Below are 18690 nucleotides of genomic sequence, written 5' to 3'. Positions count from 1 at the left end.
GACCCCGGCCCGTTCAGCGGTCGAGGGCGATGGCGTTCTTCGCCCGCTCGACCGACTCCTCGGCCGGCGGACCGCCGGGGTTCTCGGTGGCCAGCGCCTGGTTGAGGGCGACGAAGGGGCGCATCCGCTCCTCGTAGCGCACGAAGGCGGCGTGGTGGTCCTCGCCCGCCGTCCGGGCCCGGCCGAGTTCGTCGGCCAGCAGGTGGGCGCCGACCAGTGCGAGGCTGGTGCCCTGGCCGGACAGCAGTGAGGCGCAGTACCCGGCGTCGCCGAGCAGGACGGTCCGGCCGGCGGACCAGCGGTCGAGGTGGACCTGGGCCATGACGTCGGCGTAGAAGTCGGGCGCCCGGTCCAGCGCGGCCAGCAGCCGGGGCGTCTCCCAGCGCAGGGCGCCCATCCGCTCGGCGACCTGCCGCCTGGCCGCCTCCATGTCGCGCTCGGCCGGCCCGTCGCTCCCGTAGCCGAACGTGATCCTCAACTCGCTGTTGCCGCGCACCGGGTAGATGCCGTAGCCGGCGTGGCCGTCGCGCTGCCAGACCTGCCAGTCCTCCAGGCCGAGGAAGTTGTCCGCGCCGAAGATGGCGACGTGGGAGCCGAGGTGACGCAGGAACCGCTCCTCCGGGCCGAAGGCCAGCTTGCGGACCCTGGAGTGCAGACCGTCCGCGCCGACCACCAGGTCGAAGGTGCGGGGGCGGCCGTGCTCGAACGTGACGTGGACGCCGTGCTCGTCCTCGCGGAGCTCGGTGACGGTGTCGCCGTGGACGAACTCGACGCCGCCGCCGACGTGTTCGTGCAGGAGGGCGACGAGGTCCTCGCGCAGCAGCTCCACGTCGTCGTTGTCGAGCCGGCCGCTGCTGTAGGTCGCCTCGGTGGAACGGTGCACCTCGTTGCCGTCGGCGTCGAGGACGGACATGCCGCGCATCCGGGTGCGCAGGGCGCGAATCGGTCCGGTCAGCCCCATCCGGTCGACGACGTCGAGCGCGACGCCGCGGATGTCGACGGCCTGGCCGCCGCGACGCGGGGCGGGGGCGAGCTCCACCACGGTCGGGGCGAAGCCCTGACGCTGCAGCCAGAAGGCGAGCGTGGTTCCGGCGATGCCGCCGCCGGAGATGAGGACGGTCTTCATGAGGGGCTCCCCTGTTCGTTGCCGCTAGGCTGTCGGCTGTGTCTGTACGCTGTAAGCGCTCTGAATATACGACGTAAATTCAGAGCTCTACAAGGGCCCGACAGGCGGGTTCCGTCGCTTCTGTACTAGGACAGAGGGTCCTCCGGCGGGCGTTCGCGCCGGTAGGGTCTGAGCTAGTACAGAGCGGGCACCGGCAAAAAAGATCTTCCGAGGAGTCGACAGCATGGCAACGGAGACCGACCCGCCCTTCCAGCGCATCGCCGCCGACCTCCGGCGGCGGATCGCCACCGGAGAACTCGCCCCCGGCGAGCGGGTGCCCTCGACCCGCCGGATCGCCCAGGACTGGGGCGTCGCCCTCGCCACCGCCACCAAGGCGCTGACCGTGCTGCGCCTGGAGGGGCTGGTGGAGGCCCGGTCGCGGGTCGGCACCGTGGTGGCCGGCGGCAGCACCGCCCCGGCCGGCGCCCTGGCCGCGCCCACCGCAGCCACCGCAGCCACCGCAGCCACCGCGCCCCCGCGCCGAGCGCCCGCCGCCGATGACGACGACGGCAACGGCGAGTTGAGCCGGGAGCGGATCGTCCGGGCCGCCCTGGAACTGGCCGACGCCGAAGGGCTGCCCTCGCTCTCGATGCGCGCCGTCGCCGGGCGGCTCGGGGTGTCCGCGATGTCCCCGTACCGCTACGTCACCAGCAAGGAGGAGCTCGTCCTGCTGGCCGCCGACGCGGCCTTCGGCGAGGCCTCCTACCCGGCCGAACCCCCCGCCGGCTGGCGGCCCCGCCTGGAGCTGGGCGCCCGGACCCTCTGGGCGCTGTTCCGCCGACACCCCTGGCTCGCGCACCTCAGCCCCGTCACCCGGCCGCTGCTGCTGCCCAACCTGATGACGCACGCCGAGTGGGCGCTCGCCGCGCTCGACGGCCACGGCCTCTCCGGCCCGGCCGTGCTGGACATCCACGTGCTGCTGTACAGCTACATCGAGGGCATCGCCGTCAACCTGGAGCGCGAGGACCAGACCCTGGCAGCCACCGGCGTCACCGAGGACCAGTGGATGGACCGCCAGCTCCCCGCCATGGGCGCGCTCGTCGACTCCGGCCGCTTCCCGGTGTTCAGCCGGCTGATGGCCGACCTCCCCGGCGGCTACGACCTGGACCTGGACACCCTGTTCGAGTTCGGCCTGGCCAACCTGCTGGACGGGCTGACCTCCCGCATCGGCCCGACCGCCCCGGGTGCACCGACCGCCCCGGGTGCACCGGGTGCACCGGGTGCACCCTGATCCTCCGCGCGCCCCCGGAAGGTCCGGCGGTACTCGCGCGGGGCGACGCCGACCCGGGCGACGAAGGCGGGCCGCAGCGAGACCGCCGCGCCGAACCCGCAACGGACCGCGACGGTGTCCACCGGCAGGTCCGTCTCCTCCAGCAACCGCTGGGCCAGGAGCACGCGTTGCTCCAGCAGCCAGCGCAGCGGCGTCGTGCCGGTCGCGCCGACGAAACGGCGGGCGAACGAGCGCTCCGACATCAGCGCCAACCCGGCCATCCGGCGGACCGTCCACGGGGTGTCGAGCGCGCCCAGCACCTCGGCGCGGACGCGGGCCAGGGCGTCGTCGCCGCCGGAGCCCCCGGGGACCGGTGAGGGGATGAACTGCGCCTGGCCGCCGGCCCGGAAGGGCGCGGTGACCATCGCGCGGGCGATGGTGGCGGCGGCCTGCTGCCCGTGCGCGGCGCGGACCAGGTGCAGGCAGAGGTCGATCCCGGCCGCCACCCCGGCGGAGGTCCAGAGACCGCCCTCGCCGGTGAAGAGCACCTCCGGGCGGACGTCCACCGCCGGGAAGCGCCGGGCCAGTTCGGCGGCGAGCGCCCAGTGGGTGGTGGCGGTCCGGCCGTCCAGCAGACCGGCCTCGGCGAGGACGAAGGCACCCGCGCAGAGCGAGGCGACGGTGACGCCCCGCTCGTGGGCGGCGCGCAGCGCGGCGAGCACGGCCGGGTCGAGCGTCTCGTGCAGCCGCTCCATCCCCGGGACGACGACCAGGTCGCACTCCTGGAGCGTCTCCAGGCCGAAGTCCGGCACCCGCTCCAGCCCGCCGCCGAGCCGCACCCGGGCGCCCTGCGGCCCGCAGACCCGCAGGTCGAAACGGGGCAGCCCGGGCCGGGTGACCCGGTTCGACCACACCTCGCCGATCACCGCGTAGTCGAACGCCCGCACGCCCTCGAAGATCAGGCAACCCACAGTCCGCATGGCAGAAATCTAGCGACGCACCCCCGGACCGCGTCCGCCCGGACCGGACCCGGACCGGCCACCGGGCGGCCCCGCAGCACAGGAGTTCGAGGAACCGGCCCCGGACCGGGGGCAGTTGCGGGTACGGTCGCGCGATGAGCACAGTACTGATCATCGGTGTCGGTGACGTGGGACAGCGGCTCGCCCTGGGCCTCGCGGCCGGCGGCCGGGTCCGGCGGCTGATCCTGGCCGGACGCTCCCTGGCCGGGGTCGAGGAGACCGCCACGACCGTCGCCGCCACGGCCGACTGCCTGGTGGAACCGGTGCGCCTCGATGCCCTGCGACAGGACGACATCGCGGACCTGCTGCGGCGCACCCGCCCCGACCTCGTCGTCCAGTGCGCCGCGCTCCAGGGCCCGTGGGCGCTGGCGGGCCGGGACGACCCCCGGGTGCGCGGGGTGCTCGCCGCCGGGCTGGGGTTGCGGCTGCCCTACCAACTGCCCGTCGTGCTCGCGGTGATGAGGGCCGTCCGGGAGGCCGGATGGACCGGACCGGTGGCCAACCTGTCCTTCCCGGACGTGACCGGGCCGGTGCTGGAACGCCTCGGACTCGCCCCCACACTCGGCCTCGGCAACGCCGGCATGGTGCTCCTGCGGGCCCGCGCGGCGCTGCGCGCGGCCCGGCCCGAGGGCGATCTCCCGCTGATCCGCGTGCTGGCGCAGCACGCCCAGGTCTTCGACGTCATGCAGTCGCGGGAGCCCGCCGACCCCGGCGACCGCTGCCGGGTCTTCCTCGGGGAGGAGGGCCGGCGCGAGGACGCCTGCGCCTACCGGGCCCCCGCTCTGGCCCCGGGAGCCCGCTACAACCCCGTCACGGTGGCGTCCGCGCTGCCCGTGCTGGAGGCGCTGCTGCCCGGCGGAGCGCCGCTGCGGTGGTCGGTGCCCGCCCCGAACGGCCTGCCCGGCGGGTACCCCGTGCGCATCGCGGACGGACGGGTGACGCTGGACCTGCCGCCGGGGCTCGACCCGGCCGAGGCCGTCGCGTACAACGAGCGGGTCGGCCGGCGCGACGGGGTCGAACGCGTCGACGAGGACGGCACCGTGCACTTCACCGAGGAGTGCCGGGCAGCCGTCGCCGGCTTCGCGCCCGACCTGGCGCAGCCGCTGGCCGTCGCCGACCTGGCCGCGCGGGGCGCCCGGCTCGACGAGGTACTGGCGCCCTGACCCCGTTCCCGGGCGCCGGCGGCGCTGGCAGGAATCGATCGATGGGTGGCGGCAGCGCCCCTCACGAAGGGCGCTCGGGCGCGAGCACGATGGACGCATGACGAACACCGAAGCATTCGACGCCCCGCTGACCATCGACCCCGACGCCGTACTCGTCGTCATCGACGTCCAGAAGGGCTTCGAGGACCACGCGTTCTGGGGCCCGCGGGACAACCCGGAGGCCGAGCAGCGGATCGGCGAGCTGATCGACACCTGGCAGGACACCGGGCGCCCGGTCGTGGTGGTGCAGCACGCCTCGCAGGCGGGTCCGCTGGTGCCGGGCACCGCGGGGTATGAGTTGAAGGACGTGGTCGCGCAGGTGCGGGCGGACCTGCACATCACCAAGCCGGTGAACAGCGCCTTCTACGGCACCCCCGACCTGCACGCCTGGCTCCGGGAACGGGGTGCCCGGCAGGTGGTGATCGTCGGGATCATGACCAATGTGTGCAACGAGACGACGGCGCGGATGGCGGGCAACCTCGGGTACGACGCGATCTTCCCGACCGATGCCATGCACACCTTCGACATGGTCGGCCCGGACGGCGTGACCGTCCCGGCCGCCGAACTCGCCCGTGCCACCGCGACGGTGCTGCACGCGATGCGGTTCGCGAAGGTGGTCACCACCGCCGCCGTCCTGACGGCGGCGACGGCCGACCGGTCGGCGGCGGCGGTGGGCTGACCGGCCGACCGCCGGGCCAGCAGGTCAGCGGATCAGCGCGTCATAGGCCGTCCGCTCCACCGCGTTGAGCAGGACGACGCCCTGCCCCGGCCCGGTGGCCACCGCGTGGAGGCGGGCCAACGCCTCCGCCTCGGTGGGCAGTTCGATCCCGAGGGCGGCCGCCGCCGCGTCCCGGTCGGCGAGCAGACCGGGCTCGTCCTCCAGGTACTGCTCGGCCGCCTCGGCACTCTCCTCGGCGGTGAAGCCCGTGCAGTCCCGCCACCACGGGACGGTCAGCAGCAGCCGGACCAGCTCCGGCAGGCCGATCGCCACCAGCGCGGCGCCGCCCTCGGAGTCGGCGTAGAGGACCGGCCGCTCCTCGCCGCCGGCGCCGCAGAAGAAGAAGGTGCCGCCCGCGCCGTCCCCGGCGATCGGCTCCAAGGGCTCGCCCGACGCCAGCACGACCTCCTCCACGTGCTCGGCGCGGTCGAGGTCGAAGTCGCCCGGCCAGAGCAGGAAGTCGGCGGCGACGGCGCTGTCCCGGACGGCGGCGAGGAGTGAGTGCGTCATGCCCGCCAATCTAGGGGCCCGCACCGACACCACCCGGACCGCCCCGACCACGCCCGGGCCACGCCCGGGCCACGCCCCGACCGCCCGTCACCCAACCCGCTCGGCCAGGAAGGCCTCCCAGGTCCGCCCGCCCTGCTCGGCACCCGCGACGGTCAGGTTGTCGCCGGCCCGGTAGGCGCGGCCGACCTTGCCGGGGACGCGGACCGGCAGCGCCGGCCGGCTCCTGCCGCGCGCCTTCAGATAGCCCCGGACCAGCTCGGACAGCGGGTACACGGCCGGCCCGACCAGGTCGGGGACGAGACCGGCCGGCTCGTCCAGCGCCAGCTCCACCAGCCGGGCCGCCACGTCCCGGGAGTCGACCGGCTGCCACCGGAGCCCGCCCGGCGCCGGCACCACCGGCAGCCTGCCCATGCCGGCCGCCACCTTCAGCGCGAGGTCGTGGAACTGCGCGGCGCGCAGCATGCTGTACGGCAGGCCGGAGTCGGCGACCGCCTGCTCGGCGCCCAGCTTGGAGCGGAAGTAGCCGAGCGGGAGCCGGTCCGCCCCGACGACCGAGATGTACACCAGGTGCCGCACCCCGGCACGTTGCGCGGCCCGCACCAGGTGCCGGGTGGCCACGTCGTCGCCCTTGGCTCCGCCCGCGAGGTGCAGCACCGTCCCGACGCCGTCCACCGCCTCCTCGGTGCCCTCGTCCTTGAGCAGGTCGCCGGTCACGAAGCGGACGCCGTCCGCGTCCGGGCGTGCGCCGCGGGTGAGCACCCGGACGTCACGGCCGGCCGCGCGCAGCAGCGGCAGGACGTGCCCGCCGAGGGTGCCGGTGCCGCCCGTCACGAGGAGCGGGGAGTTCGTCATGATCGCCTCCGATTCGCCCGGGCCGGATGTTGATCTTCCAGTCGCAGCCGTTAGGTTTCGTGGTTCTGCAGCTATGACCCGCGGCGACGAAGGAATGTGACACGGTGGACGAGAAATCTGTGCCGACCACGCGCTTCGAGGAGCACCGGCCGCACCTGCGCGCCGTGGCGTACCGGATGCTCGGCTCGATCAGCGAGGCCGACGACGCCGTCCAGGAGACCTGGCTGCGGTACGACCGCACCGACACCCGCGAGGTCGAGAACCTCGGCGGATGGCTGACCACGGTGGTGGGGCGGGTCTGCCTGAACCTGCTGCGCTCGCGCGAGCAGCGGCGCGAGGACCCGTTGGAGTCCCGGTTCCCGGATCCGGTGCTCGGCCGGGAGGGCGTGGTCGACCCGGAGCAGGAGGTGCTGCTGGCCGACTCGGTCGGGCTGGCGCTGATGGTCGTGCTGGCGCAGCTGTCACCGGCCGAGCGGGTCGCGTTCGTGCTGCACGACCTGTTCGCGGTGCCGTTCGAGGAGATCGCCCCGCTGGTCGAGAAGACCGCGGCCGCCACCCGGCAGCTGGCCAGTCGCGCCCGCCGCAAGGTCCAGGGGCAGGCCCCGGCGCCCGACCGGGACCTCGCCCGCCAGCGGGCGGCCGTCGACGCGTTCTTCGCCGCCACCCGGACCGGCGACCTGGACGCGCTGCTCGCGGTGCTCGACCCCGACGTGGTGCTGCGCTCGGACGGCGGGGCCCTGCGGGCCCGCCAGAACGTGGTGCTCACGGGTGCCGCGACGGTGGCGGGCCAGGCGGTCATGTTCCGCTCGCTGGCGCCGTTCGTCCGCCCGGCGCTGATCAACGGCGCCGCCGGCGTGGTGGTGGTCGGCGCCAACGGCAAGCCGGTCTCGATCATGGCGTTCACCGTGGTGGACGGCACGATCGTCGCCATCGACGTGCTGGTCGACCCGGAGCGGCTGGCCTGGCTCGACCTGGCGGCGTTCGGGGCGTGACCGCGACCGGGGGCCGACGGAACCCGGGGCCCGACGGCAACGGCCGCCCCCGCCGGCGTCGTGCGGGGGCGGCCGGTACCGGCGGAGGGCTCAGCCCTTCTTGGAGAGGAAGTCGTACGCCCCGGCGGCGACGTCGTCCAGGTACGGGCCGGCCTGGTACATCGGGTCGCCGGTGTGCTTCCCGACCGAGACGTTGCTGACCAGCGCCGGCTTGCCGTCCTTGACGGCCAGCCAGCCGCCGCCGCTGGAGCCGGCGGTCATGGTGCAGCCGATGACCAGCATCGGCGGGCGCGTGGGCTCGTACGACAGGCGGCCCGGCTTGCCGCTCTCGCAGCGGTTCAGCTCCATGCCGTCGAACGGCGGGGCGGCCGGGTAGCCGAACTCGGTGACGTTCAGCTGGTCGCGCGGGGCGTTGAACCAGACCGGGACCGCACCCCCGACCGTCTCCTCCAGCGACTTCGCGCCGTCCGCGGGCTTCACCCGGACGACCGCGAAGTCGTAGTGCGTGGACGCGTCACCGGTCTTGCCGCCCTCCGCCTTCCACTGCGGGGAGGTCACGGCCTGCGTCGCGCCCCAGACGCCGAACGGCGCGTACTGGGACTCGTCCGCCTGCTTGCCACCGCTCAGCGCGGCGCTGCTGTTGAAGGCCGGGATGAAGGTGATGTTGCTGTAGAAGCCGCCGCCCTTGCCCTGGTGGACGCAGTGGCCCGCCGTCCAGACCAGGTTGCTCTTGCCGGGGTGGGCCGGGTCGGCCACCACGGTCGCGGAGCACTGCGAGTGGTTCAGGCCGCCGGCGGCACCGGCCGCGGCGCCCGGCTCGTCGGCGAACAGTTTCCCGTGCACGGCGACCTTGGTGTACGGGTGCTGCACGGCCTGGGCGTTGACGGTCTTCGGCAGCGGGTCGTTGCCGTTGTCGGCCGGCTGCGCGGGCGGCTGGGCGGGCGGCTGACCCGGCTGCGAGGGCTGCGCGGGCGGCTGACCCGGCTGCGACGGCTGGGCCGGTGCCTGCGAAGGCTGCTGCGTCGCCGCGGGCGGCTGCGAGGGCTGCTTCGGCGGCGCCGGGGCCTGCGAGGCCGGCTGCTGGGTGCTGGACGGCTTCGGCGCGGCCGGCGTGGTCGGGTGACCCGGCAGGGTGGGCTGGCCGGCCGGCGGCTTGGTGCCCGGCGCCGAGGTGGGAGCCCCGGGGGCCGACGGCTGGGCCGGCGGCTGGGTGCCCGCGGGCTGCGGGGCCGGCGGCGCGATCGGCTCGTTCGGCTTGGCCTGGAGCAGCTTCTCCAGCGTCCAGAAACCCTTGGTGGCGGCCGGGAGGGCGTAGTCCTTCGCCCACTTCTCCCAGTCCTCGAACTTCCACTTCTTCAGGTCGTCGAGGTTGGACGGGAGGCCGAGATCGGGCGCGCCCGCCGCCACGGCGGCGTCGGCCGAGCTGTTGTCCGGCCCGCACGCCGAGGTGCCGAGCAGGGTGAGCGCGAGGACCGACGCCCCGAGGACGGCCCGAGCGGAACGCGTGGTTCTACGTGATGGTGACATGAACTTCTGAATCCCCCTGTGTGAAAAACGCGCGGCGCCGCCGAGGCGGCGCCGTGGTGCGCGGGGGAGTATTCCACTGCCCGTCAGGCCCGGACGAACCCGCCCCCCACTACCGGCCGGTCGCACCGTCCAGCTGTTCCCGGATGATGTCGGCGTGACCGGCGTGCCGGCCGGTCTCCTCGATCATGTGGACCAGCAGCCAACGCATCGACGGAGCCTCGGCGTTGGGGCGCAGCGAGCGGACGCCGGGGCGGTCGAGGTGGCCGGACGCGGCGGCGATCACCTCGTTGGCGCGGGCGATCGCGGCCCGGTAGGCGGCGACCGACCCGGCCACCGTCTCGTCCCCGGGCGAGGGCGCGTCGTCGTCCCACGGCTCGCCGCCCTCGCCCCGGTAGGCCCAGACGAACCAGTTGAGTTCGACCGCGGTGAGGTGCCGGACCAGCCAGAGCAGACTGGTGCCGGAGGCGACGCCGGGGCGGCGGGCCTCCTCGTCCGCGAGGCCGTCGGTCTTGCCGATGACGGCCTCGCGCAGGTAGTCGAGGAAGGTCAGCAGGGTGGTCGGCTCGTCCGCGGCGATGCCGGGCGGGCGAACGTCGGTGCGCTCGCGCGCGACGGTGTTCTCGGTGGTGTTCTCGGTCATGCCGGCCACCCTAGATCGTCATGACGGACCGTCACCACCCCTGGTGGTGGACCCAGTCCGCGAGGTGGCGGGCGCAGTCGTCGACGGACTCGCGCCAGGTGTGCGCGGCGCCCTCGCCGGCCTCGTCGCTGACGTGCTTCACCAGGCGCACGGGCAGCCCGGCCCGGTGGGCGACGGTGGCGACGGCGTAGCCCTCCATGTCGACGAGGTCCGCGTGCTCGGCGAGGCGGTCACGGGCGGCCGCGCCGGAGACGAAGAGGTCCCCGGTGGCCAGCACCGGGCCGTCGCCCTTGCCCACCATCAGCGGAGCACCGTAGGTGCGGCCGGTGAGCTCCAGCAGGGCGGGGCTGTCGAGGTCGTGCTGGATCACCTGGACGACCGTGTGGGTGCCCTCCCAGCCGGGGCGCAGGGCGCCGGCGGTACCGAGGTTGACCACCTCGCTGGGGTGCTCGCCGGAGGCGAGGACGGTCGCCAGCGCAGCGGTCGCGTTGACCTTGCCGATGCCGGTCAGCAGGACCGGAAGCCGGTCGCCCAGGTACGCCGCCTCCTCCCGGACGGCGACGACGAGCAGCGGGCGGTCGGCGGAGATCGTTCCCAGAAGTCGCATGCCGCCATGGTACGGACGGCCCTACCGGAGACCGGGACGGCACAACCGGACCCCTCCCCTCCGGCTGTCCGGGGAACCGCATAGGGTGCATCCCGCGTCGACCCGATCGCCACCCGCCCCTCAGCCGGAGCGGGCGGGCCCGGACGGGACTCGGCGGCACCGGCACCAGTGATCGCAACGATGCCCGCGGAGCGGGCCCGAGGACCGGGCCCGCCGATGCTCAAGATCGGCGCAAGTCGGGTGTGGCCGCGGGGAGTGACGGCCATACTGCTGGCAACGGCCGTGCCCCGGACGACGGAGCCGGCCACAGGGGAGGGTGAGGCCGGTGGCGACACCAGTACGTACGGAGAGGCCCCGCACGGTGGCGCCGGCGCGGCCCGGCGGCACGGCCGCGGTCAGGCGTGCCGACCCGCTCGGCCGGCTGAGCCGGGCCACCCGGACGGCACCGGGCCGGCTGCGGCTGGCCGGGGCACTGCTGGCGGTGCTCACCGTGGCCTTCGGCGCGCTCACCGCCTGGCAGGTCAACTCCCGTGCGCAGGCCGCGGAGCGGGTGGTCTCCTACAGCCAGCCGCTGAGCCAGGCGGCCGCCGACATCCAGCGCTCGCTGGCCGACGCCGACACCACGGCGGCCACCGGCTTCCTGCTGGCGGGCGCCGAGCCGAAGGCCGTCCGGGAGCGCTACGAGCAGGACCTCGCGACGGCGTCCCGGCTGATCGCCGAGGCGGCGGCGCGGACCACCACCTCCTCCCCCGCCCAGGGCTGGCTCGCCACGCTCAACCAGCAGGTACCCGTGTACGCCGGGCTGGTGGAGAACGCGCGGGCCGACAACCGCCAGGGCTTCCCGCTCGGCGGCGCCTACCTGCGGTACGCCTCGGACCAGATGCGCACCGTGCTGCTGCCGGCCGCCGCCCAGCTCAGCGCCGCCGAGAACCAGGCGCTGGCGGACGACTACGCCGAGGCCGAGGCCGTCCCGTGGGCCGCGTACGGCCTGGGCGTGCTGGCACTCGCGGCGCTGCTCCAGGTGCAGGTGACGCTGTACCGGCGGACCAACCGGGTGTTCAACATCGGGCTGGTCGGCGCGACGGCCGCCGTCCTGTCCGCCGTGCTCTGGCTGACGGTGGTGGGGACGGGCGCGAACTCCGCGCTGCACACCAGCGAGTCCCGGGGCGCCGCCCCGCTGCGGGCGCTCAACGCCGCCCGGGTCGACGTCCTGACCGCCCGGCTGGCGGAGAACCTGCACTTCGTCGCCCGCGGTTCCAGCACCCAGTACGCGGACCTCTGGTCGAAGACCACCGAGCACCTGTCCGCCTCCGACGCCCCGGCCGGCCGGTACGCCGGCACCCTGCCGGACGCCCTGCGGCTGGCCCCGGCGGACGCCCGACTCGCCATCACCGAGGCGCAGCTGTACTACCAGCAGTGGCGCGAGCGGCACCTCACGGCGAGCAAGCTGGAGAACGTCGACGCGGACTACCAGGCCGCGCTGGACGCCACGGTGACCGTCCGGGAGGCGGACGTGGCGAAGAGCGCCGACGCCTCGTTCAACGCCGCCGACCAGCGGCTGGGCCAGGCCGCCGAGACCGAGCTGCAGCAGTTCAAGCGGGCCGCCGAGGGCACCGACGGTGACCTGCGCACCGCCGCCGCCGCGGTCGCGGTGCTGACCCTGGTGGCGGCCGCCGCGGCGGTCCGCGGCCTCGGCCGGCGACTGGCCGAGTACCGGTAGAGGGGGGACGGGACACGATGAGCAGGACAACGGTACGGGCCCGGTCGGTGACGGCGGTGGCGCTGGCGGCGTGCTGCGCGGCGGTGCTCGGCGCGGGCGGCCCGCAGGGCGCCGTCCTGCCGGCCGCCGCGACGGTGCGGCCGGCGCAGGCACCGCAGCAGGAGCAGGAGCAGGAGCAGGCCGGCAACGACTGCGACGTCTACCAGAGCGTGCCGGCGAGCAGCGAGGACGGCCCGGCGGTGAAGGCCATCAAGGCCAAGCGCAGCCTGGTGATCGGCGTCGACCAGAACAGCTTCCGCTGGGGCTCCCGCAACCCCAACACGGGCCAGATCGAGGGCTTCGACATCGACCTCGCCCGGGCGATCGGCACCGCCGTCATGGGCGACCCGGACAAGGTGACCCTCAAGGCGGTCCCGACCGCCGAGCGGGTCAAGTTCGTCCAGGAGGGCCGGGTCGACCTGATCGTCCGGACCATGACCATCACCTGCGACCGGCTCCAGCAGGTCGCCTTCTCCAAGCCGTACTTCAACACCAGCCAGCGGGTCGTGGTGCCCAAGGCGTCCCCGGCGAGGACCATCGACGAGGCGGTGGACGGCAAGACCGTCTGCGCGGCGACGAGTTCCTCGGCCGAGGACGAGCTGAAGGCCCGTCCGAAGGTCGGGAAGATCGTCTCGGTGGAGAACCACCTGGACTGCCTGGTCCTGATGCAGCTCGGCAAGGTCGACGCGACCATGACCGACGACGGCCTCGCGGCCAGCCAGGCCGCCCAGGACCAGACCGTCCGGCTGGTGGACGGCGAGGTCCGGCCCGCGGTGATGGGCATCGCGATGCTCAAGAACAGCCCGGACCTCACGGCCCGGGTGAACCAGGTGCTCGCCGACTACCACGCGAGCGGCGCCTGGCGGGCGGCGTACGACCGCTGGCTCAAGCCGTACATGCTGAGCGACGCCGAGCACTACTGGCCGATGCAGCGTTGACCGGCGCGCCGACCGGCCCGGCATCGGTCGGCGCGGCACCGGGCGGCCCGCCCGACGGCCGCCCGACGCCCGGGCCGGCTCCGGGCCGGTGGCCACAGGCTAGGGTCGGGGCGGATCGATCCAGGACAGGGAAACAGAGAACGGAGAGAGGGCGTTGGCAGCTTCCGCTGGCCCGGTGCTGAGCCGGGAGGAGGTGGACCGTGCGCTGGCGCGCCTCGGCGCGGACCGCGACGCGGTCGAGGCGGCACTGCTCTCGCTCCAGGACCACCCGGGCCTGCGGCTGCTCGACGGCGCCGAACTGACCGGGCGCACCCAGGAGCGCTGGTCCGTCGCCGGGCAGGGCCTGCCGCTGCTCTGGGCACTGTTCGACCGCTACTCGGAGGCACTGGCCTCGGCCCGCGCGGTACGCGCCCGCCGGACCAGGCCGGGCGCGGCCGAACTCGCCGAGCTGAGCGAGCTGCTGACCGGCGAGGCGGTCACCGTGCCCGGCGGCGCGGTGCCGGACGGCCCGCACCTGCTCGGCGCACCCGCCAAGCTGGTCGAGCGGGTCAGCCTGGACGACCTGATGACCAGGATGAACTCCTGGTACGCCACCGTGCTGGAGGTGGTGAGCGCCGCCGACGCCGTCTGGTCGGCACTGCCGGCCCGGATCGACCTGCTGCTGGCCGAACTGCGCCGGGTGCAGACGCTGGCCGCCTCGCTCGGCGTGCACACCGGCAACCACCCGCTCGGCGACGACCTGGCCGGGCTCGAAGCCGATCTGACGGAGCTGCGGACCGAGGTGCGCAGCGACCCGCTGGCGCTCTGGCGACCCGCCCGGGTACCGGCCCAGCGCGGCACCCGCCCCGACGGCACCGCGCTCGCCACGCCGGCCGGCGTGGTGGACACCGAACGCTTCGACCGGGCCGGCCGGGCCCTGGACGGCGTCCGGGTGGAGCTGGAGGACCTGCTGCGGCTGCGCGACGACGCGGAGGAACGGCTCCAGGGCGTCGGCGACCTGCTGCAACGGGCCGACGCCACGCTGGCGGAGGCCCGCCGGGCGCGCGGCGAGGTGCTGGCGAAGATAGCCGCCACTGAGGTGCCGGCCGTGCCGGGGCCGGCCTCGGCGCTGCGCGAACGGATCGTGCTGGCCCTGGAGTTGCGCCAGAGCGGGCAGTGGCACCGGCTGGCGCCGCTGCTGGACGCGTTGGAGGACGCGGCCGCCAAGGAACTGGGCCGGGCCCGGCAGTCGCTGACCGAGGTGACCCAGCCGCTGGCCGTCCGGGCCGAGCTGCGGGGGCGCCTGGACGCGTACAAGGCGATGGCGGCCCGGCTGCGGGTGGCCGAGGACCCGGAAGTGATCGAGCGGTACGAGAAGGCGCGCTGGCTGCTCTGGAGCGCGCCCTGCGACCTGCGGGCGGCGGCGGGCGCCGTGGCCCGCTTCCAGCAGTCGCTGCGGCCGGCGGCGCAGGCCGAACCGCCCGGCGGCGGGCCGGTCGACGGACGGACACAGGAACAGGGACTGGGGGGCTAGTTTCATGGCGCAGGCGTGCGTACGGCAGGAGTGCACCGGCAACGGGACGATCGACCCGGACGGTTACTGCGACGAGTGCGGGCTCGCTCCGGCGAGCACCTCCTCGACGGGCGGCCCGTCCACGGGCGCCTCCCCCACGGGCACCTCCCCGGCGGGTACCTCCCCGGCGGGCGGCTCCCCGGTGCGGACCGCCGCGGCGGGCCCCGGTTCGCCCTGCCCCCGGGAGTGCTCCGGCACCATCGACGACGACGGCTACTGCGACGAGTGCGGCCTGACCGCCCCCGACGGTGACACCGGGCTGACCCAGCCCTACGTGCCGTCCGCCCGGGTCGACCCCGACTCGGCGCGCTCCACCCGCACCGGCTCGTCCCGCTCGATGTCCGGCCGGTCCCGCTCGCACCGCTCCACCCGGACCGGCAGCGGCCGTTCGGTCTCGGTGCGCAGCAGCCGGGGCAGCGTCAGCGCGGGCACCCGCCACCGGCTCGGCGCCGGCCTGGTGACGGTGCCGACCGTACCGGCGGCCGACCCGGCGCAGGCGGTGCTGGCCAACCCGGAGGTGCCGGAGCGCAAGCGGTTCTGCTCCAAGTGCGAGACCCCGGTGGGCCGGGAGAAGAACGGCCGGCCGGGGCGCCCCGACGGCTTCTGCACCAAGTGCGGCACGCCGTACTCGTTCACGCCCAAGCTCCGCCGGGGGGACCTCGTCGGCGGGCAGTACGAGGTGGTCGGCTGCCTGGCGCACGGCGGGCTCGGCTGGATCTACCTGGCGGTGGACCGGCGGGTCAACGACAAGTGGGTGGTCCTCAAGGGCCTGCTGGACACCGGCGACGAGGACGCGCTCGCGGTGGCCGTCGCCGAGCGGCGCTTCCTCGCCGAGGTGGACCACCCCAACATCGTCCGCATCATCAACTTCGCCGAGCACCCGGACCTGCGCACCGGCTCCACCGACGGCTACATCGTGATGGAGTACGTCGGCGGCAAGTCGCTCAAGGAGATCGCCAACGAGCGCCGGACGCCGGACGGCCGGCGGCTGCCGCTGCCGGTGGAGCAGGGCATCGCGTACGCGCTGGAGGCGCTGCCGGCGCTCGGGTACCTGCACGGCCGGGGCCTGGTCTACTGCGACTTCAAGATCGACAACGTGATCCAGAGCGGCGACGCGCTCAAGATCATCGACATGGGCGCCGTCCGCCGGCTCGACGACGACGGCCCGATCTACGGCACCATCGGCTACCAGGCACCGGAGATCGCCACCGACGGCCCCTCCCCCGCCTCCGACCTCTACACGGTGGCCCGCACCCTGGCCGTGCTCACCTTCGACTTCCAGGGCTACAGCACCACCTACCGCGACAGCCTGCCCGGGCCGGAGCTGGTACCGGCCTTCGCCGAGTACGAGTCGTACTACCGCTTCCTGGTCCGCGCCACCGACCCGGACCCGGCCCGCCGCTTCGGTTCCGCCGAGGAGATGGCCGACCAGCTCACCGGCGTGCTGCGCGAGGTGCTGGCGCTCCAGGACCAGCGGCCCCGACCCGCCCTCTCCACCCTGTTCGGCCCGGAACTGCGGGTGGTCGACAACGAGTTGGTGCTCCCGACGGTCCAGCGCGGCGAGCTGCTGGTGGCCCGGCTGGACCCGGCCGCCGCCGCCCTGGCCCTGCCCGTCCCCCGGGTCGACCCGGGCGACCCGAACGCGGGCTTCCTGGCCACCCTGCTGGCCGCCGACCCGGCGGAGGCACTCGCCGCGCTGGCCGGCGCCCCCGCCGACTCCGCCGAACGCCGGCTGCGCGAACTGCGCGCCCACCTCGAACTGCGCGGCCGCGCCGACGCCGACCGGGCTCTGACCGCCCTGGAGAAGGACCACCCGGACGACTGGCGGGTGGTCTGGTACCGCGGCCTCGCCGCCCTGGTCGACTCCCTCACCGGCACCCCCGACAGCCCCGACGAGACGAAGCTGCGCGCCGCGGCCGAGGCCTTCGACGCCGTCTACGACGCCTTCCCCGGCGAGAGCGCCCCCAAGCTCGCCCTCGCCATCTGCGCCGAGCTGCTCGGCGACGGCGGCGACGCGGCCGAGCTCTACCGCCTCGTGTGGACCACCGACCAGGCCTACCTCAGCGCCGCCTTCGGCCTCGCCCGGGTCCTCCTCGCCGACGGGGACCGGCCCGGCGCCGTCCGGGTGCTGGAGTCGGTGCCCGCCACCTCCAGCCAGTTCACCGCCGCCCGGATCGCCGCCGTCCGGGCCCGGCTGCGCGAACGGCCCGCCACCGACCCGCTCGGCGCCGACCTCGGCGCGTGCTCCGAGCAGCTGACCGCCCTGCACCTGGACGACCGGACCCGCGAGGAGCTCTCCGTCGAGGTGCTCGACGCCGCACTCGGCTGGGTGACGGCCGGCTCGCCCGGCGGCACCGGCGCGGTGGGCGGCGCGGGCGGGACCGCCATCGCCGGCGGGACAGGCACTGCGGGCGGGACCGGCGGAACTCCGACGACCGGCGAGGTCACCGTCCTCGGACGGCCGCCCGCCGAACGGGAACTGCGGCTCGCGCTGGAGCAGTCCTACCGGGTACTCGCCCGGTTGGCCGACCGGGCCGAGATCAGGATCGAGATGGTGGAGCGGGCCAACCGTGCCCGCCCCAGGACGTGGGTGTAGCCAATGCCGCAGCAGACCGTGTGCCAGAGCTGTTCCGAGCCGCTGGACCAGGAGGACGCCTATTGCGGCTCCTGCGGGGCGAGCCGGAGCGGCCGGCCGGCTCCGGGCGCGATGCCCCCGAGCTGGTCCGCCGCGCAGGGCGCCGGCGCACCGGACCACGCGCCGACCGTCCCGGTACCGGTGGTGCCCGCCCCCGCGCCCGGGTCCGCGGTGCCCGCGCAGGGCGGGCCCGGGTGCGTCCACTGCGGCCTGCCGCAGGTCACCTCCGACGGCTACTGCGAGGCCTGCGGCGGCGCCCAGCCGCGTCCGCGCGACCACATGGAGAAGGCCCTCGGGGGCGTCGCCGGAGTCAGTGACCGGGGCCTGCGCCACCACCGCAACGAGGACTCGTTCACCGTCGCCGCCACCTCGCTGCCCGGCGGCGAGCCGGTCGTGGTGGCCGTGGTCTGCGACGGGGTCTCCTCCTCCGACCGGCCCGACCAGGCCTCCGAGACCGCCGTCGACGCCGCGTCCGAGTCGCTGCTGACCGCGCTGGAGGCCGGCCGCGACCCCGACGCCGCGATGCGCGGGGCGATCGCCGACGCGGCCGCCGCCGTCGCCGCCCTCGCCGAGGACGGCGGCTCGCCCGCCCGGCCCGACCTCAACGCCCCGGCCTGCACCTACGTCAGCGCGATAGCCTCCGGCGGCCGGGTCACCATCGGCTGGGTCGGCGACACCCGGGCGTACTGGATCCCGGACGACCGGGTCGCCGCCGAGCCGTTCCGGCTCACCCAGGACGACTCCTGGGCCGCCCGGATGGTCGAGGCCGGGCTGATGGGCGAGGCCGAGGCCTACGCGGACCCGCGCGCCCACGCCATCACCGGCTGGCTCGGCGCGGACGCCGAGGAGGTCGTCCCGCACACCCTGGACTTCACCCCGCACGTCCCCGGCGTCCTGCTGATCTGCACCGACGGCCTCTGGAACTACGCCGAGGCCGCCACCGAACTCGCCCACTACGTCCGCCAGGACGCCCGGACCGAGCCGCTCGCCGCCGCCCGCACCCTGGTGAAGTTCGCCGTCGCGGCCGGCGGGCACGACAACATCACCGTCGCCGTGCTGCCGATCGACCCGCCCACCGGGCTGGCCGGCGCGGGGCGGCCGGACGCGGAGGACGAGCGCACCGCCACCGCGGTCGACCTGCCCGTGGTCCGGCCGGCCGGCCGCCCCGCCGGCGGCCCGGCGGACGAGGAGGACCACGACCCGACGCTGCCGGACCTTCCGGTGATCGGCTCGCCCGCCGCGCCCCTGCCGCCCGTCCCGCCGGCTCCCCCCGGCCCGCCCGGCGTCCCGCCCCGGCCGCCGCGCCCGCCGCTGGGCTGACGCCCGCGCGCCGCCCGCCCCACCGACCGTTCGCACCATCCGAC

General features: G+C 75.1%; 15 protein-coding genes and 1 pseudogene. 9 read left to right on the top strand and 7 right to left on the bottom strand.

Annotation, left to right across the window (positions count from 1 at the left end; all coding sequences use genetic code 11):
• Positions 1–13: 13 nt before the first annotated feature.
• The gene (locus ACFVYI_RS22735) at positions 14–1126 is read right to left on the bottom strand and encodes an FAD-dependent monooxygenase (protein WP_387888439.1); all 1113 of its coding nucleotides are present in this window, start codon (positions 1124–1126) and stop codon (positions 14–16) included.
• A gap of 223 nt (positions 1127–1349) precedes the next feature.
• Here ACFVYI_RS22735 and ACFVYI_RS22730 point away from each other — a divergent pair, with 223 nt between their 5' ends.
• A complete protein-coding gene (locus ACFVYI_RS22730; protein ID WP_387888436.1) occupies positions 1350–2396 on the top strand; it encodes a TetR/AcrR family transcriptional regulator C-terminal domain-containing protein in 1047 nt (348 codons plus the stop codon).
• Positions 2397–2431: 35 nt separating this feature from the next.
• Here ACFVYI_RS22730 and ACFVYI_RS22725 read toward each other — a convergent pair.
• Positions 2432–3355 (bottom strand): annotated as a pseudogene (locus ACFVYI_RS22725) (GlxA family transcriptional regulator); the annotation flags it as partial.
• 134 nt (positions 3356–3489) lie between these two features.
• On the opposite strand from ACFVYI_RS22725, the gene ACFVYI_RS22720 reads away from it, so the two are divergent.
• Both ACFVYI_RS22720 and ACFVYI_RS22715 read left to right on the top strand, forming a co-directional pair.
• Positions 3490–4557 carry a hypothetical protein gene (locus tag ACFVYI_RS22720; RefSeq protein ID WP_387888434.1) on the top strand — a complete coding sequence of 356 codons (1068 nt, stop codon included), beginning with the start codon at positions 3490–3492 and terminating at the stop codon, positions 4555–4557.
• Between the two features lie 97 nt (positions 4558–4654).
• On the top strand, positions 4655–5275 hold the full coding sequence (locus ACFVYI_RS22715) for a cysteine hydrolase family protein (RefSeq protein WP_387888431.1): 621 nt from the start codon (positions 4655–4657) through the stop codon (positions 5273–5275).
• Positions 5276–5299: 24 nt separating this feature from the next.
• Here ACFVYI_RS22715 and ACFVYI_RS22710 read toward each other — a convergent pair whose 3' ends face one another.
• Complete coding sequence (locus tag ACFVYI_RS22710; RefSeq protein ID WP_387888428.1) at positions 5300–5824, bottom strand: hypothetical protein; 525 nt, start codon at positions 5822–5824, stop codon at positions 5300–5302.
• 87 nt (positions 5825–5911) lie between these two features.
• Positions 5912–6676, bottom strand: a complete 765-nt coding sequence (locus ACFVYI_RS22705) for an SDR family oxidoreductase (protein WP_387888426.1) — start codon at positions 6674–6676, stop codon at positions 5912–5914.
• A 104-nt stretch (positions 6677–6780) separates the two neighbouring features.
• Between ACFVYI_RS22705 and sigJ the strand changes: the two genes are divergently transcribed.
• Complete coding sequence (gene sigJ / locus ACFVYI_RS22700) at positions 6781–7668, top strand: RNA polymerase sigma factor SigJ (RefSeq protein WP_387888423.1); 888 nt, start codon at positions 6781–6783, stop codon at positions 7666–7668.
• A 90-nt stretch (positions 7669–7758) separates the two neighbouring features.
• On the opposite strand, the gene ACFVYI_RS22695 is transcribed toward sigJ, so the two are convergent.
• The 3 genes from ACFVYI_RS22695 to ACFVYI_RS22685 form a co-directional block, all read right to left on the bottom strand.
• On the bottom strand, positions 7759–9195 hold the full coding sequence (locus ACFVYI_RS22695; RefSeq protein WP_387888420.1) for a hypothetical protein: 1437 nt from the start codon (positions 9193–9195) through the stop codon (positions 7759–7761).
• Between the two features lie 109 nt (positions 9196–9304).
• Positions 9305–9835, bottom strand: a complete 531-nt coding sequence (locus tag ACFVYI_RS22690) for a DinB family protein (RefSeq protein ID WP_387888419.1) — start codon at positions 9833–9835, stop codon at positions 9305–9307.
• Between the two features lie 31 nt (positions 9836–9866).
• Entirely contained in the window at positions 9867–10442 is a 576-nt protein-coding gene (locus ACFVYI_RS22685; RefSeq protein ID WP_387888416.1) for a nucleosidase, read from the bottom strand.
• A gap of 325 nt (positions 10443–10767) precedes the next feature.
• Between ACFVYI_RS22685 and ACFVYI_RS22680 the strand changes: the two genes are divergently transcribed.
• The 5 genes from ACFVYI_RS22680 (at position 10768) to ACFVYI_RS22660 (ending at position 18646) form a co-directional block, all read left to right on the top strand.
• Positions 10768–12162, top strand: a complete 1395-nt coding sequence (locus tag ACFVYI_RS22680; RefSeq protein WP_387888414.1) for a hypothetical protein — start codon at positions 10768–10770, stop codon at positions 12160–12162.
• Between the two features lie 17 nt (positions 12163–12179).
• Positions 12180–13139, top strand: a complete 960-nt coding sequence (locus tag ACFVYI_RS22675) for a glutamate ABC transporter substrate-binding protein (RefSeq protein WP_387888412.1) — start codon at positions 12180–12182, stop codon at positions 13137–13139.
• A gap of 154 nt (positions 13140–13293) precedes the next feature.
• Positions 13294–14652, top strand: coding sequence for a hypothetical protein (locus ACFVYI_RS22670; protein ID WP_387888410.1), 1359 nt, complete (start codon positions 13294–13296; stop codon positions 14650–14652).
• 4 nt (positions 14653–14656) lie between these two features.
• Positions 14657–17287, top strand: coding sequence for a tetratricopeptide repeat protein (locus ACFVYI_RS22665; RefSeq protein WP_387888407.1), 2631 nt, complete (start codon positions 14657–14659; stop codon positions 17285–17287).
• A 3-nt stretch (positions 17288–17290) separates the two neighbouring features.
• Complete coding sequence (locus tag ACFVYI_RS22660; protein ID WP_387888405.1) at positions 17291–18646, top strand: PP2C family protein-serine/threonine phosphatase; 1356 nt, start codon at positions 17291–17293, stop codon at positions 18644–18646.
• Positions 18647–18690: the final 44 nt, after the last annotated feature.

This window comes from Kitasatospora sp. NPDC058218, assembly GCF_042882445.1.
Classification (GTDB): domain Bacteria; phylum Actinomycetota; class Actinomycetes; order Streptomycetales; family Streptomycetaceae; genus Kitasatospora.
Note: the sequence above shows the minus strand (reverse complement) of the source record. Positions and strands in the feature narration are given on the sequence as shown.

Bases quoted from the DNA above. Each gene is read 5' to 3' on its own strand.
- ACFVYI_RS22735 (WP_387888439.1), bottom strand. From the start codon at position 1,126: ATGAAGACCGTCCTCATCTCCGGCGGCGGCATCGCCGGAACCACGCTC.
- ACFVYI_RS22730 (WP_387888436.1), top strand. From the start codon at position 1,350: ATGGCAACGGAGACCGACCCGCCCTTCCAGCGCATCGCCGCCGACCTC.
- ACFVYI_RS22720 (WP_387888434.1), top strand. From the start codon at position 3,490: ATGAGCACAGTACTGATCATCGGTGTCGGTGACGTGGGACAGCGGCTC.
- ACFVYI_RS22715 (WP_387888431.1), top strand. From the start codon at position 4,655: ATGACGAACACCGAAGCATTCGACGCCCCGCTGACCATCGACCCCGAC.
- ACFVYI_RS22710 (WP_387888428.1), bottom strand. From the start codon at position 5,824: ATGACGCACTCACTCCTCGCCGCCGTCCGGGACAGCGCCGTCGCCGCC.
- ACFVYI_RS22705 (WP_387888426.1), bottom strand. From the start codon at position 6,676: ATGACGAACTCCCCGCTCCTCGTGACGGGCGGCACCGGCACCCTCGGC.
- ACFVYI_RS22695 (WP_387888420.1), bottom strand. From the start codon at position 9,195: ATGTCACCATCACGTAGAACCACGCGTTCCGCTCGGGCCGTCCTCGGG.
- ACFVYI_RS22690 (WP_387888419.1), bottom strand. From the start codon at position 9,835: ATGACCGAGAACACCACCGAGAACACCGTCGCGCGCGAGCGCACCGAC.
- ACFVYI_RS22685 (WP_387888416.1), bottom strand. From the start codon at position 10,442: ATGCGACTTCTGGGAACGATCTCCGCCGACCGCCCGCTGCTCGTCGTC.
- ACFVYI_RS22675 (WP_387888412.1), top strand. From the start codon at position 12,180: ATGAGCAGGACAACGGTACGGGCCCGGTCGGTGACGGCGGTGGCGCTG.
- ACFVYI_RS22665 (WP_387888407.1), top strand. From the start codon at position 14,657: ATGGCGCAGGCGTGCGTACGGCAGGAGTGCACCGGCAACGGGACGATC.
- ACFVYI_RS22660 (WP_387888405.1), top strand. From the start codon at position 17,291: ATGCCGCAGCAGACCGTGTGCCAGAGCTGTTCCGAGCCGCTGGACCAG.